General features: G+C 58.7%; 7 protein-coding genes. 2 read left to right on the top strand and 5 right to left on the bottom strand.

What is annotated here, in order from left to right; genetic code table 11:
* Nucleotides 1-505 precede the first annotated feature (505 nt).
* Entirely contained in the window at nt 506-877 is a 372-nt protein-coding gene (locus tag KIH76_RS11395) for an AbrB/MazE/SpoVT family DNA-binding domain-containing protein (RefSeq protein ID WP_214374102.1), read from the top strand.
* A 4-nt stretch (nt 878-881) separates the two neighbouring features.
* Nucleotides 882-1,064, top strand: coding sequence for a PIN domain-containing protein (locus KIH76_RS11390; RefSeq protein WP_219070774.1), 183 nt, complete (start codon nt 882-884; stop codon nt 1,062-1,064).
* A 374-nt stretch (nt 1,065-1,438) separates the two neighbouring features.
* Here KIH76_RS11390 and KIH76_RS11385 read toward each other — a convergent pair whose 3' ends face one another.
* The 5 genes from KIH76_RS11385 to KIH76_RS11365 all read right to left on the bottom strand — a co-directional run bounded on the left by KIH76_RS11385 (nt 1,439) and on the right by KIH76_RS11365 (nt 14,731).
* Nucleotides 1,439-3,214: a SpaA isopeptide-forming pilin-related protein gene (locus KIH76_RS11385; protein WP_214374104.1), complete on the bottom strand. Its 1,776-nt coding sequence runs from the start codon at nt 3,212-3,214 to the stop codon at nt 1,439-1,441.
* Between the two features lie 249 nt (nt 3,215-3,463).
* Complete coding sequence (locus KIH76_RS11380; protein ID WP_219070773.1) at nt 3,464-7,894, bottom strand: SpaA isopeptide-forming pilin-related protein; 4,431 nt, start codon at nt 7,892-7,894, stop codon at nt 3,464-3,466.
* A gap of 585 nt (nt 7,895-8,479) precedes the next feature.
* The gene (gene recR / locus KIH76_RS11375; RefSeq protein ID WP_214374106.1) at nt 8,480-9,082 is read right to left on the bottom strand and encodes a recombination mediator RecR; all 603 of its coding nucleotides are present in this window, start codon (nt 9,080-9,082) and stop codon (nt 8,480-8,482) included.
* Nucleotides 9,083-9,316: 234 nt separating this feature from the next.
* Nucleotides 9,317-12,415: a DNA polymerase III subunit gamma/tau gene (dnaX, locus tag KIH76_RS11370; RefSeq protein ID WP_214374107.1), complete on the bottom strand. Its 3,099-nt coding sequence runs from the start codon at nt 12,413-12,415 to the stop codon at nt 9,317-9,319.
* Nucleotides 12,416-12,883: 468 nt separating this feature from the next.
* Complete coding sequence (locus KIH76_RS11365) at nt 12,884-14,731, bottom strand: ABC transporter ATP-binding protein (RefSeq protein WP_420829276.1); 1,848 nt, start codon at nt 14,729-14,731, stop codon at nt 12,884-12,886.
* Between the last annotated feature and the right edge of the window lie 149 nt (nt 14,732-14,880).

Raw genomic sequence — 14,880 nt, 5'->3', positions numbered from 1 at the left:
TTCATCAGGCGCTTGCTGGTTGCTTGTTTATCTTGGTCGAAAACATCCTACCCAGGAAGCGCTCTTCTCTTACTCCCTCAACGGCTCAACGACGAACCCACACCCACGAAAACAACACAAGCGCCTTTTTTATAGGGCGGAGTCACGAAAGTGGTTGCACCCAATTTTTTGTTCAGCCGAATACAGTGATTGATCTGTCAGAACTCAGCTCGGGACTTCGATTGGGTTTAGTGCGACTATTTACGGAACATAGGATGATTCCCGAGGAAAGTTGCGATTGATTCGGGTGATATTCCTGCCAGCAGACGGCAGATGCTATCCAAAAGTTATCCACACCCCCGTACCGAAACACAATCCGCCATTTTCCAACGATTTCAAGCCTTCGACCACATAAGCCGAAAACCAGTCGACGCGCTTCGCGCATCCGGTATGCTAGCGCTACCGATCTTCGCGATTCAACCGAAGATTGCGCAACCGCCCAGCGAATAAGCCGCAAAGGAGCGTCATGACCGTCACCGCACCGTCCCCGTCCGCACAAGTCAGAAGAAAACGACCTTATACTGACAGTAAGGATTTCCTTACAAGTAAGAGGTTTCTCATGAATGAAGTCATGAACATTGCCAAGGTAACCGCTAAGGGACAGATCACCATCCCGGCAGACGTGCGCCAAGCAATCGGCGTGCGCGAAGGCGACAAAATCCTGTTCGTTCGCACAGATGACGGCAGCATCACGCTGCGGAACGCCAACCTCGAAGCCATTGCCGTCGCTCAGGAGAGCTTCGCCGGAGCGGCACAGGAGGCAGGACTTCAATCAGAGGACGACCTCATCCGACTTGTCAAAGAAGTACGCGCCGAACGCACGCCAAGGCACGGGTGATCCCATGCACATCATGATAGACACCAACGTGCTGCTTTCCGCAATCATCTTCGGCTCGCATACCGTGGTCGCCACGATCCTTGCCGCAAGTTCAGGAGGCAACACACTGCTTCTCTCCACGCGCTCGCTTGAGGAGGCCCGCGCCGTCGTCACACGCAAATGGCCGAAGAATACATGCATTGGATGAGTACCTTCACCAGCTTGACTATGAGACCATAGTCACACCGGAGAATCCGACTCCGGGATTGTTTGATATACGGGACCCATTGGACTACCCGATACTGTATTCAGTGATTGTAGGGCACGCCGATGTGTTCGTTACCGTAGACCGAGATTTTGAGGATGTTTCCGTCGACGATCTTGCGATCGTCACTCCGGACGAGTTTGCCGGAAAGCAATTCGGAAGATGACACGGACGACGATCTCTGTACATACGCAAGGAGTCCGGCATCCCGTTGGATGGGATGCCGGACTCCTGTGATGGTTCGGATTACGACTGATGAGCGGTAACGTTACCGATCACGCGGTGCGATGACCGGTGATCGGTAACGAACCGACTGATCAGTGACGACGCAGCGCACGGCTCGTGGCACGGGACTTCGTGTACACGAGACCAGCCGCCGCGGCGAGCAGCAGACCCGCCACCGTGAACAGCATGATGCCCGCAGCACCGGTCAGCGGCAGCTGCGTGACGTTGCGGACATTGATCACTGAATACTTGGTAATTTCAGAACCGCTAAGATCAGAGTTGCCAGAGTCCTTAGCAAGACCATAGAAGTCAGTACCGTCGAAGTACACGGCCTTGCCGCTCTTGATGGTGACCTTGAACTCAGCACGAGCTGACGAAAGGAATCCTTGAGGAGCACTGGTTTCAGAAACCTTATATACACCGTCGGCCAGTCCAGTGAACGTGACCTTGCCGTTCTCATCGGACGTCTGAACGTTTCCATCAGTCGGAGCGATCGGAACAATGTCGTCATCGTAGTTATCGTCAGAGCCAGAGATCATGAAGGTAGCACCCTTGAGAGGATTACCCTGCGCGTCCGTCTTAACGAAGGAGAATTCACCGGTGGTCAGCTTAGTCTTGTCCTCAGCCTTGGAGTTGTTGTCGTTGACTTCAACCGAGTTCACCACACTCTGACTTGGGGTGGCCTCATTGTTGATCACAGCTTGGTATTTGACATCGACCAAGCCCTTCGCGGTAGTTCCGTCGAACGTATGGTTGCGCACATACTTGCTGAAGTCGAGGATGAAGGTCTTCGAACCATTCGCTTTGAACTTCTTCTGCGTCTGCTCGTCAGCAGTGACTTGGTCATTAAACAACAGCTGATACTGGTTGTCACCATCTCCCTGTCCAATAAGGGTTCCATCAACCTTTACCTGAAGACCGGTCAAATCGATGTCCTGACCAATACCGGGCGTATCGGTAAGTGTAAACGTGTAATCAGTAAAACCAGTCGTGAATGCGGGCAGCGTGGTCTTCAGCATGTAATTGACCGTCTGGCCGACGGACACCGTGCCATCCTTGTCATCGTAAGCCTTGATGACCGGGGTCACATGGTTCTTGAACGCAACGGTGTTGCTGCCGTTCACCGGGTCAGAGATCGTATTGTTTGCTACGGTTCCGGAAGCAAGCACGATCGGCGCCGACTGGGTGACAACCTTGCCGCCATTCTCATTACGAGGATCAGTGGGATTCTGCTCAGTACCATTCGAGATGTTACCGTTGTTCGCTTTGTTACCAGTACCACTACTAGGGTTACCATTGCTCACAGTCACGTCCACGAACAGGTAGACGCCGGCAGGCAACTGCACGGTACGATCAGTACCGGCCTGTGTACCGAAGTCAATGGTCTTAAAATTCTTGGACTTGGTCACCTTGGTGTTCTTCGCCAAAGAATCAGCAAACAAACGAGTCGATCCCGTCCATGGCTGGGATTCGCTGTCCAACGCACCTTGCTGCAACGCCCACGCCATTAGATCGGTATTCCTATAGTCCGGCACAGTAAGCTGAGGATCAGAATCAGCCACGGCCGCCTCAAGCGCTGCAGTTAGAGCACTCTTATTCGCAGTTGACGCAGTCTGCACACCGTATACAGGCTTGTTTTGATCCGTGGTATCTGAATCGTACTTCACATAATCAGCCAATTTGTAGTACTTGACCTTACGGTTCTGCCACTGGTCTGGGTCATTCGCAGTGAACGTAAACGTCGCATTATCCGAGACCAACACACCACCACTGGTCTGCGTGTCATCTGCGACAGCAGAGACAGAGCCGAGGGCGAGGCCGCCGAGGAGGGTGGCCGCGGCGGCGAGGCCGGCGAATAGTTTCCTCATTCGCATGAGAAACCTTCTTTCTTGTTCCTTCTTGTTTCCTTATGTGTTTTCTGCAATCGCGGAGAACGGGCGGCCAGATGGCCGGCTCCGCGATCCGCAAATCTTGTGTTGTGAGGTGGTCGGGTGTGACGCTCCCTCAGTCACGACTTCGTCGTGACAGCTCCCTCAACCGAGGGAGCCGAGGCGGCTGCGCCGCATAATCGGGCGTACGCTAAGGCACGGCACCCGGGTCGTGGCAGTGACGCGTGATCATACGATCACCGCCTTGCGCTTGAGCCACTCGTTCGTCAGCGCCAGCGCCGCGATCGCGACCGCTGCAATGCCACCGCCGGCCAGCATCCAGTCGCGAGCCGCCCAGTTCCCCGGGCCGCCCGTCAGCGGGAGCGCCGCGACCATCTTCACGTTTGGGATGCAGTTCGTACCGCCGACCTCCGTCGAGCACGTCTCCCCCAGGTCCAGCGACGACCCGGATTCGGTCGCACCGATAGTGAAGACATACTGCTTGGTTGACTTCACATAGCCGTCAGGAGCAGCCGTCTCGGTCAGCGTATACCGGAACACGATGCCACGAGCCGCCTGTTCCGAAGTCGGACGCTGCAAACCGGACACTTTAAGCTGGCCGAGGTCATTGTTCAGATCGTTGTACGAATATGAAACGGCATTACCGCTCTCATCAGTCTGCGTCTGAAGACCAGTGGCATGACCACTACACGGGTCAGTCGACCCGCTCAACGATTGGCAGTCCACCACAGCGGCAGTCACCGAATCCGCCTCAGCCGTAGCGTCGGTCTCAATATCGCCCTGTACAATCACAGCTTCCGGTCCGGTGATCGTCCACGAACTCTTTCCGGAAACAATCACCGCGCCACCGTCCTTGGCGACCTTCTTCCACGCGATCTGTGGCAGCTTGTTGGCGATGTCGGTGACTTCCGTATGTGTATCGATCTTTGTCAGCTTCACTGTCTCCTGCGCATTAGCAGGAATCGTGAACTCGTACCGATCACCGGATTCCGGATTCCAATATCCATTCGGAATGATGGTCTCCTGCAACAGATACTTGCCCGGCTGCAGACCGCTGATGTTGAACTTGCCGGCGTCGTTGGAATGATCGGCAAGATATTCGCCGCCGTTCTCGCCTCGGGCGCAGTCGATATCCTCGTCCGTGATCTTCGTGCAATCCTGCACGATCCAGCGGGACTTGGCGTCGAGCGTCTCACCATCGGCTTGATACTTGGTCACCGTCCATTCGGAATACGGCAGTTTCTCAGCCGTATCGGCATCGACCTTGCCCCACGAGACGCCCGGGAGCGCCTTGTCGGGGATGTTGATGTCCGTATTGACAAATCCGTTGTTAGTGATCTGATCACCATTCGAATCAAGCTCATACCATTTTGCCGGTCCATTGACGATATTGAACTGGTACTCACGCGGATTAAGTTCATAACCCGTAGGCGCGACACGTTCTTTGAGAGAGTACGTTCCCGGCGCAAGATTGTTTAAGTCGAATCCGCCCGCTTCCGGATTGTTATCGAATCCGATATAGGTTCCGCTCTTGCCCATATCATCAATGACGACTGCAGACAGCGTCACGGAAGTGAATGAAACGGTAACGTTCGGTTTGCCGGTTTGATCATTACCAGATTTGACCTGATAGTTTTCAAAAGTCGGTTTCCAGCATTTTCCTGATGTATACCCAGCATCGTATGCGGAAATCGTTTGATTGTCAGCGTATGTCGCACTACAGAGAGTCGGATAATAATCGATGCTATAGGGGCCGCTCACTCCGGACTTCTTTACCGCCGCGATCATGGCTTCCTCTTCCGTATTCGCGGTCGAGCGCACATCGTCAGCGTTTACGGTCTTGGTCTGGGTCGTCAGATCCCACTGGGAGCCCGCCAGCTGCTTGGAAGAATCCTTACTATCCACCTTGCTCCATGATGCGATCCACGGGGTCGAGAAGAGCACGTTGCCATTCGTGCCGAATGCGCCACCGGACAAACGCGCGCGGTTGCCTGTAATAACGACAGCGGCGGTATTCGTGGCAGCGTCTTTCTTGGCTTGCTGTTCCTTAGCAGAACCGGTGATCACGGCTTTAAGCGCAACGCCGCGGTCTTTGAATTCCGCTTTCGTCTTATAACTATCGTGATCAGAACCCAAGGTCAGCTTATACATATGATCCGAGTACTTATCGATTTTCTCATTGGTACCGTTCTCGGCATATTGTCCGCCATATTTGGTAACGGCAACATTGTTGCCGCCTGGTTTCATAATCGTATCCCAAGTATCATGATGAGGATTCTGATATTCATCGTCGTATCCGCTGGCGTTCCGGACCGGAATACCATCGCGATACCATGTGACGGCAGACTTCGTGCGGTCGGTGAACCATGTATCCATCAGCACGAAACTCGTATCATCATGCTTTTTATGGTACGGGTTCATAATCGCGAAATCGCTGCCGGCCTCGGTTCCATCGGCCGAGCTCTCGCTGCCATCCTCGGTGCTAGTGTTCGGATTCTGGTTTTTCTGATTCGGATCAATTGATTTATCGACCCGATTGTCAAACAAGGCGATATTGCCGCCCTTGGACGCCTCACCGCTTCCCGAAGGGCACAGCCATAGACCACCGCCGAAATGACCAGCAGTATTACCGCTAGCTACCGCTTTGGCGATATAGGTTGTGGACTCCTCCTCAGTATAAATTGCGCCGCCAAGGTAGCCGGAAGAGTTGTTCGTGAATGAACCGCCCATCAGATAAGCAGTTGAATTGCCATCCTGCACAAACAGTGCACCACCGGCACCGCCGTTAGGAGTCTGCTCCTTCCCGTCGGCATCTTTCACATACTGTGTGTCGTAGATACCAGACCAGTTATGATCGAACGAAGGCTTGTTTCCTTGCGAATCGTTGCGGATATACAAGGTTCCTTGCACGTATATTGCACCACCCCCGGCACCCCAACCGTATGCACGCGAATAGTTATGGTCGAATGTCACTTTGCCCTGAATGGTCAGAGAACCACCGTCCAAGCGAACGGCGCCGCCACCACCGCGCATCTTACGGCATCCGTGGGGGTCATCATTCGTACAGTTGACAGACTGACCATTCGATTCGAAAGTCTGCTTGTTACCGGTAAAAGTGATACCAGTACCAGTCGTATCGGTGTCTGTATCACCTATAGCGGCGATGATGCTGGTAGACCCACGATCCTGCGAAATGGCACCGCCGCCGTCACCAAGTGCTTTATTATCGGCAAATTTGCCACCGCTGATCTCCAGCGTGCCATTATTCGAAACGACACCGCCATCATTACGAGATTCATTACCGGTAAACGTGCCACCGCTGATCTTCAGATCGCCCTCATTGAGGACAACGCCACCATAATTCGCGGAATTATCGGTGAATGCGCCGCCAGCAACAGTCAGTTTACCGCCGTTCCACGAAAAGATAACGCCGCCACGAGCTTGGCCGCTGGTACGGTTCCCGTCAAACGTGCCGTCATTGATGACGACGGTGCCGCCGGTGTTGCGAATGACACCACCACCCTTGGAATCATCAGTACCGGTAGCGTTGTTGTTCGAGAACATGCCGCCATCGATAGTCAATGTCGATCCGGCGTTCATCATGACAACACCGGCATTGACGGCGGTATTATTCGCGAATGTTCCGTCTATGATATGAGCCGCTGCTTTGGATTCCAGCTTAAAAACGCCGCCACTCTTCCCTGTCGCCACGTTGTTCGTGAATGTTCCGTTCACAACATTCACCGTGCCCTGCACATCGGCAAGCGCTCCATCCGTATTGGAAGTCAGATGCTGATAGGTGCCGCCTTTGATGGTGAGCGATGCTCCGGCGTTCACAGTGAAGATTGAGGCGGAAGACTGAATGCTGCCCTCGAGAGACCCGTTGATGCCGGCATCTTTTTCAGCATCGGCAGCAATATCGATCGTTACATTGCGCGCAACGGTGATGGTGCCAGCCGCAGGAATGGCCTTGGTGATCGTCACGGTTTCGGCCGTTTCCTGTTCGATGCACTGTTTGAGGGTGGGCCAGTCGGCGACGGCGGTGCAGTCGACGGTGGCGGCGGGGGCCGCGGCGGGCTGGTCGGCGGATGCGGAGTCGCCCGCGGCGTTGCCATCCGACGGGGCATTGTCGGCGCCGGGATTGCTGTTCGTATCGTTGCCGGCATCGCCGGACTGCTGCCCCGAATCCGCCGCGGACGGCGTATCAGTGGTGTCGCCCGTGTCGGATGCGTCGGTTGACGGGGTATCGGACGGCGTGGTCGTGTCAGTGCTCGCTGACGAATCGGCGTCCCCGGAGGAAGCGGCGTCAGCGGATGAGCCGGTCGCAGCGGATTGGCCGGACTGGCTGTCGGACTGATCGGCGGCCGATTGAGTCTGATCGGCGGTATCGGTACCGGACTGGGTGTCGGTCGTGGAAGTCGCCGGTGTATCTGACGACGCGTTTGCCGCGGCATCGGTCGAAGCGCCTGCGGCGTCAGCGGATTGGGCGTCGGGCTTGGTGGAATCCGTATCGGGGGGGGTATTGGTCGAAACGGTGGCACCGGGGGTCGCCGACGTATCGTTCTCGGCGAAGGTGACGCCGCCGAACGAGCACAGCAACGCCGTCGCCACCGCAGCCGATACGGCTACGGATACACGTCTCCACACGGGATGTTTCATATCCGAAATACTCCTCCGCGAAAAGTCCGATCGGCTACGATCGTCTTTCCTAACGTTTCTCCTACCCCCGAAATATAGGAGGATAAGACGACAAGTTAGGGTTACGTTAATCTGATATTATCGCGCTACAACCCGCAAAAATGCACACATTGCCCGTGAGCGTTAACGCACCCGGCATCGGCGTGTCGATGATTGTTCAACCCTTCAACAAACCCAATCGCGAGTAAGGCTGACGGCCCACGACACAGCCGCTTGGCCGGCGCTCCTGCGACCGATCAAACTACGTAACATAACGTCATATCGTGTGCATGTTCACCATATTCACGCCAACGGCGAAAACCCTTCGCCCATCAATCACACGCAGCATTTGCCATTGTTTTCATTGGCAACAATCATTCATCAACGATCACCAACGATCGTAAACAATCACATTGATTCATCGTTATATCGCCGCAACAACAACGTATCGCACCATATTGTCAACGGCGAATATCCCGCGAATCCGCCCACAGATCCACCTCGAACCCTGATCGCTAACCCACTTTATAACCTTATCGTTAATCCACCTTGGAGCCAGGCGCTCGATCACGCGTCGCGACGGCCGGCGAGCGCGCGGCCGAGGGTGATCTCGTCGGCGTATTCGAGGTCGGAGCCGACCGGCAGGCCGCTGGCGAGCTTGGTGACCTTGATGCCGAGCGGGCTGAGTAGTCGGCTCATGTACGTGGTGGTCGCCTCGCCCTCGATGTTCGGGTCGAGCGCGAGGATAACCTCCTTGACCTCGCTGGTCTTGAGCCGGTCGAGCAGCTTGGGGATGTTGAGGTCGGACGGCCCGACGTTCGCCATCGGGTTGATCGCCCCGCCGAGCACGTGGTAGAGGCCGCGATATTCGCGCGTGCGTTCGATGCTCATCACGTCCTTCGGTTCCTCGACCACGCAGATCATGCTGCGGTCGCGGCGCGGGTCGACGCACACCGGGCACGGGCTCGTCTCACATACGTTGCCGCATACGTCGCAGAAGCGCACCTTCTCCTTGACTTCGGTGATCGCGTCGATGAGCTGCTGCGCCTCCTCGTCGGACGCGGACAGCATGTAGAAGGCGATGCGCTGCGCGCCCTTCGGCCCGATGCCGGGCAGGTGTGCGAACGCGTCGATCAGGCGCTGGATCGCGCCGTCATATGCGAGTGCCATGTGGTCGTGCTCCTTCCCGGATCCGTCACGGATGAACGTGTGCGGCTTCATTATGCCGCATCGGCACATACAACGCCCGAATCACAGGAACATGGCCATGTATCCAATAATGCATATTTTTCATGGAGAAAATATGCAAATAGAGCATTTTATTCCCATGAAAAATATGCAATCATCACCCGATGCCACGTCTTCCGAACACGATACGACTCATCGTCGTGTACGACGGCACCGCTACTCCTCGTGCTTGTTGCGGGCGATGTTGCGCGGGTTCTTCGGGTCGTCGGCCTTGAACTCCTCGACCTTCTTGACCTCGAAGAACTGCTTGAGCTCGTCCACGCTCATCGCGGTCACGCTGCCGAGCGACTCGTCGTCCATCGAATACTCGTCATCGTCCGGGTCGACCTGCGGCGCTGCCGATTCGGCAACGGACGGCGCGTTCGCGTTCGCCGAGGCGTTCCACAGATCCGCACCGGCGGCGAGCGGCATGGCAACGCCGGCCGCGACTCCTGCCGCGGCACCGTTCGGATGCATGTTGAAATGACTGACCGGCTGGTTCTGATTCGGCTGGGACTCATGCTGACGCGCGAACGACGGCATCGGTTGCGGGGCCGACGGTGCCGACGACCACGGATCGTCGTCCGGCGGGGCGACGTCAGGCAGCGGGATCGACTGATCCCACGGGTCAGCCGGAACCTGCTGGACGGAAGCCGCGGATTGCGTGAGCGGGGCGGACGGCACGCTCGTTGAGGCGGGCGCGGCCGGCATGGGCTGGTTCCACGGATCAGCGGCAGATGCCGGGGCCGCTCCGGTCGATTGAATCGACGGGGCGTGCATTCCCCCAGTCAGCCCATGGCTGATAGTCTCCTCAGTCGAAGGGGCCAAATCTCCGCCAGCTTCGGAGGCGGTTGCAGCCGCAGGCTGCGCAGGAACGGCCCACGGATCGGTGTCGTCGGTCGGATCAGGGACGGCGACATGCTTCTTGTGCGGCTCGGTCTGCGGGTGACGAGCGGTGTCATGCGCGTCGGCGGCGTGCAGCGGATGCACGGTACCGTCCGGTTGCGCCCACGGATCGTCGTCGGCAGCCGCGGATTGCGAGCCGTCGATCTGAGACACACCGGACTGTGTCGTCCACGGATCGGCATTGTCGTCCAACTTGCCGGAGTCCGGCACGTTCCACGGATCGTCGTCCGCTACAGACGCGGAGGAACCGGCTCGATGTACCTCGTCGTCGTCCGTCTTCGCGGACGCGTCGGCCGAACCGGCATCGCTGTTCTCGCGATCGCCGGACTCGGTCGAAGTCGTCGCGGATTCGGACGCGGTCTTGGCGACGGCCGCCTGCAGGCTCTCCTGCAACAGCTGCGCCTTGACCTTCTGCTGCTGATCCTGCGGCAGCTTGCTGAACGGGGGTGCGACACTGCCGTCAGCCATCTTGTTGGTCGGCGCGATAGTCACGCTCTCACCGAAGAGCTTGTGAACCTCCGCGCGCACGATGGCGACCACGTTCGTAGTGCCGTCCACGGCCTCGTCAGCCACGGCAAGCGCGAAGGCGTACTTGCTCAACGACTTGTCGAACTTGAGCCACAGCCGCTGGCGATCCGGGTGCGACTGGTCGGCGGCAAGCAGGATCTTGGGGATCCTGGTGCGGTTGACGTAACGCTGCACGCCCTCGGGCAGGGCGGCGACGAGCGCATCCCACTTCTGGTCGGGGGTGCGGGTGTCGGGGGCTTGAGGCGTTGAGGTGTCCTGAGGTTGAGGAGTGTCCCCTCCCCCAGTCAGCCTTCGGCTGACAGCCCCCTCAACCGAGGGGGCCGAGGCTCCGCCAGCTTCAGAACTTCCTCGGCCCCCTCGGTTGGGCTGATCCGTTAATGAAACGCCAGAGGCGTTTCTAGGCGAAGGCTCGACGACAGTCGAGAAACCACCACCTTCTTGGCCCCCTCGGTTGAGGGGGCTGTCAGCCGAAGGCTGACTGGGGGAGGGCACACCCGACAACGCTGAAGAGTCGGAGTGCCCATTGGAGGAAGATTCAACGTTGCGGGCCGCGCCGGCGAAGCCGGTGGGCTGCTGGTTGCGGGCGGCTCCCGCGAAACCGGTTTGCGGCTGGTTGCGCTTGGCACCGGCGAAGCCGGTAGACGCTCCCCCAGTCGCGCTATACGCGACAGCCCCCTCAGCCGAGGGGGCCAAGGCTCCGCCAACCTCGGAATTGGAACCAGCGCCCATCAGCGCGCCCTCACGCCCAGCGAGCAGTCGCGCGGCAAGCAGTTCCAATCGCATACGCGGCGAGATCGCACCGGTCATCGATCCCAGCGTCGCATTGATCGTGTCGGCCATCACCGTCAGCGCACCCAATCCAAGCGCGTTGGCCTGCCGCTGCAAGTCGGCCATGCTCTCGCCCTCGGCGGTGTCCGACATCACCGTTTCCGCACGTTCGCCGGCCAACAGCAGCACCAGCAGGTCACGAACGCGGGCCAGCAGATCCTCCACGAATCGCCGCGGATCGAATCCGCCGACCACGACCTTCTGGATCACGCCGTACAGCGCCTCGCCATCGCGGTCGATTACCGCGTCGACGGCCTCGCCGATCAGCGCTTCCGGGGTGAAGCCGAGCAGCGCCACCGCGGAATCGTGCGAGATCACGCCGCCCACGGAACCGACCATCAGCTGGTCCAATACTGAAAGCGTGTCGCGCACCGAACCGCCGCCCGCGCGCATCGCCAACTTGAGCACACCCGGTTCCGGCTTGATCGATTCCTTCTCGCAGATCGTCTCCAGGTACGGGCCCATGATCTCCTGCGGGACCAGACGGAACGGGTAGTGGTGGGTGCGCGAGCGGATCGTGCCGATCACCTTGTCCGGCTCGGTCGTCGCGAAGATGAACATGACGTGTTCCGGCGGCTCCTCCACGATCTTGAGCAGCGCGTTGAAGCCCTGCTGCGTGACCATGTGCGCCTCGTCGAGGATGAAGATCTTGTACCGGTCGCGGGCGGGCGCGAATCCGGCGCGTTCGCGCAGTTCGCGGGCGTCGTCCACGCCGTTGTGGCTGGCCGCGTCGATCTCGACCACGTCGATCGAGCCGGGGCCGCCGGTGGCGAGGTCGCGGCACGAATCGCATTCGCCGCACGGATGCGAGGTCGGGCCTTTCGCGCAATTGATGCACCGGGCGAGGATGCGCGCGGAACTGGTCTTGCCGCAGCCGCGCGGGCCGGAGAACAGGTAGGCATGGGTGAGCTTGCCCGCGTCGAGCGCGCGCATCAGCGGGATCGTGACCTGATCCTGCCCGATGACCCCGTCGAAAGTGTCCGGTCGATAACGTCGATACAGTGCAAGTGCCATGCCCACCAACCTACCGCAAGCCGGGTATCCGACCCGCGCGGCCCGACCTCGGCCGGCCGACCGTATCTCAACACCATCCCGTCCCTCTCACTGAGTTACGGTCTTCCTCACCCCTCCAAACGACCGTATTTCAACATTATCTATTCCCCACTGTTGAGTTACGGTCTCCTGTAGAGCCGAAAACGACCGTAACTCAATAAGAAGGACACGATTCTGCTGAGTTACGGTCGCCGGAGCAACGACGAGGACGCTCCATCAATCAGTGAGCGTAGCTCGTTGGATAACGCGTGTGTCCGCAAGGCGCGGGAGGCGAAGGCGTACGAAGGTACGTCGAGCCTCCCGTAACGTAGCGGACACTCCGTTATCCAACGAGCGTAGCGAGCCAGCTGACGCGTGCGGTCTCGGTGCCGCACAGGACGCCGGCGTACGACGGTACGTCAAGTCCTGTGCGGTGCCGAGGACGCTCCGTCAGCTGGTGAGCGAGAATTGGCTGTTGTAGAGGTCGGCGTAGAACCCTCCCGCCGCGAGCAGTTCGTCGTGGGTGCCGCGCTCGATGACGTCGCCGTGGTTCATGACGAGGATCATATCCGCGTCGCGAATGGTGGAGAGGCGGTGCGCGATCACAAACGACGTGCGGCCGATGGTGAGCGAGTCCATCGCCTTTTGAATGAGCTCTTCGGTGCGGGTGTCGACCGACGAGGTCGCCTCGTCGAGGATGAGGATCGGCGCGTCCTGCACCATCGCGCGGGCGATGGTGAGCAGCTGCTTCTGACCGGCCGACAGGGACGAGTTCTCGTCGAGCACGGTGTCGTATCCGTCGGGCAGCGACTGGATGTAGTGGTCCAGTCCGACCGCACGGCATGCGGCAACGATCTGCTCGTCGGTCACGCCCGGCTTCGAGTATGCGATGTTCTCGCGTACGGTGCCGCGGAACACCCACGTGTCCTGTAGCACCATCGAGAACTGCTCGTGCACGTTCCAGCGCGGCACGGACTTGGTGTCCACGCCGTCGATGGTGATGCGTCCGCCGGCGATCTCGTAGAAGCGCATAAGCAGGTTGACCATCGTGGTTTTGCCCGCACCGGTCGGTCCGACGATCGCGACTTTCTGCCCGGCTTTGACGGTTGCGGAGAAGTCGTTGATGATCGGCTTGCCCGGCTCGTATTCGAAGCGTACGTGGCTGAATTCGACGTCGCCGCGCACCGGCTGCGGGTTGCCGTGGCCGTCTGTGCCGAGCAGCGCCGGCTTGTCGGATTCGTCGGCCATTTCCGGTTCTTCAAGGAATCCGAATACGCGCTCGGATGCGGCAGCGCAACGCTGCAGGTTCTGGAACGCCTGTGCGAACTGGCTGAGCGGCTGCGTAAACAGGCGGATGTACATCATGAATGCCACGATCACGCCGAATTCGATCTGTCCGTCCATCGCGAGCGCCGCGCCGACGACGCATACGACCACGTATCCGAAGTTGCCGACGAACTGCATGAGCGGCATCATGAGGCCGGACAGGAACTGCGATTTCCAGCCGGAATCGTACAGGTCGGCGTTGTAGCGTTCGAAGCGGTCGATCGCGTCGGCCTCGCCGTTATAGGCCTTCACAATCAGATGGCCCGCATACATTTCCTCCACATGTCCGTTCACGTCGCCGAGCGCGGCCTGCTGACGGACGAAATACTGTTGCGAAACCTTCATAATCACGCCCATAATGATCACTCCGATCAGGCTCGATCCGATCGCGCACAGAGCCATGATCCAGTTGTTCCAGAACATCATGACGAGCGCACCGACGAACAAGGTGACCGAGGTGATCAACGATCCCAACGATTGGCCGAGGGTCTGTCCGATCGCGTCGACGTCGTTGGTGATGCGGCTGAGCACGTCGCCGTAGCTGACTTTGTCGAAGTAGCTGAGCGGAAGTTTGTTGATTTTGTGACTGATCGATTCGCGCAGCTGCTGGGCAGTGCGCTGCGTGACGTTCGCCATCAGCCAGCTCTGCAGATAGCTGAGCACCGCGTAGCCGACGTACAGCGCGACGAGCAGCCAGCCGATGCGGCCGACGGCGTCGAAGTCGATCGATCCGACGACCGGCTTGCCGTGGACGACCGCAGGCAGGCCCTTGGTGATCTCGTTGGTCATGTCCTTGAGTTTGTCCGGTCCGATGATCTGGAAGATCGTGCCGGCCGCGCCGAGGATGAGCGCGATGACGATGACGGGGATGTACCGGCGGCAGTAATGGACGAGCTTGCCCATGACTTTGCCGAAATCCTGCGGCTTTTCCGCGGGGCCGCCACCCGCCGGGCCGTGCGGCCCGCGTCCCATTGGTCCTGGCATGATATAAGTCGGCTATTCGCTGTTTGTGGTGGGTGATGGTCAGGTGGTGGTGACGGCTTTGAGGTCGAGTTTGCCGCAGGTCAGGTAGATCATGGTGGCGAAGTAGTCCATGTTGCGGAAGCCCCTCGCCCGTCGTT

Origin of the sequence: Bifidobacterium simiiventris, assembly GCF_019331715.1 — a bacterium.
Taxonomy (GTDB): Bacteria; Actinomycetota; Actinomycetes; order Actinomycetales; family Bifidobacteriaceae; genus Bifidobacterium; species Bifidobacterium simiiventris.
The sequence above is the reverse complement of the archived record's forward strand: the minus strand, read 5'-3'. Positions and strand labels throughout refer to the sequence as shown.

What these genes read in the sequence shown, in the direction of transcription:
- KIH76_RS11395 (WP_214374102.1), top strand. Translation starts at nt 506, where the DNA reads ATGACCGTCACCGCACCGTCCCCGTCCGCACAAGTCAGAAGAAAACGA.
- KIH76_RS11390 (WP_219070774.1), top strand. Translation starts at nt 882, where the DNA reads ATGCACATCATGATAGACACCAACGTGCTGCTTTCCGCAATCATCTTC.
- KIH76_RS11385 (WP_214374104.1), bottom strand. Translation starts at nt 3,214, where the DNA reads ATGAGGAAACTATTCGCCGGCCTCGCCGCCGCGGCCACCCTCCTCGGC.
- KIH76_RS11380 (WP_219070773.1), bottom strand. Translation starts at nt 7,894, where the DNA reads ATGAAACATCCCGTGTGGAGACGTGTATCCGTAGCCGTATCGGCTGCG.
- recR (WP_214374106.1), bottom strand. Translation starts at nt 9,082, where the DNA reads ATGGCACTCGCATATGACGGCGCGATCCAGCGCCTGATCGACGCGTTC.
- dnaX (WP_214374107.1), bottom strand. Translation starts at nt 12,415, where the DNA reads ATGGCACTTGCACTGTATCGACGTTATCGACCGGACACTTTCGACGGG.
- KIH76_RS11365 (WP_420829276.1), bottom strand. Translation starts at nt 14,731, where the DNA reads ATGGGACGCGGGCCGCACGGCCCGGCGGGTGGCGGCCCCGCGGAAAAG.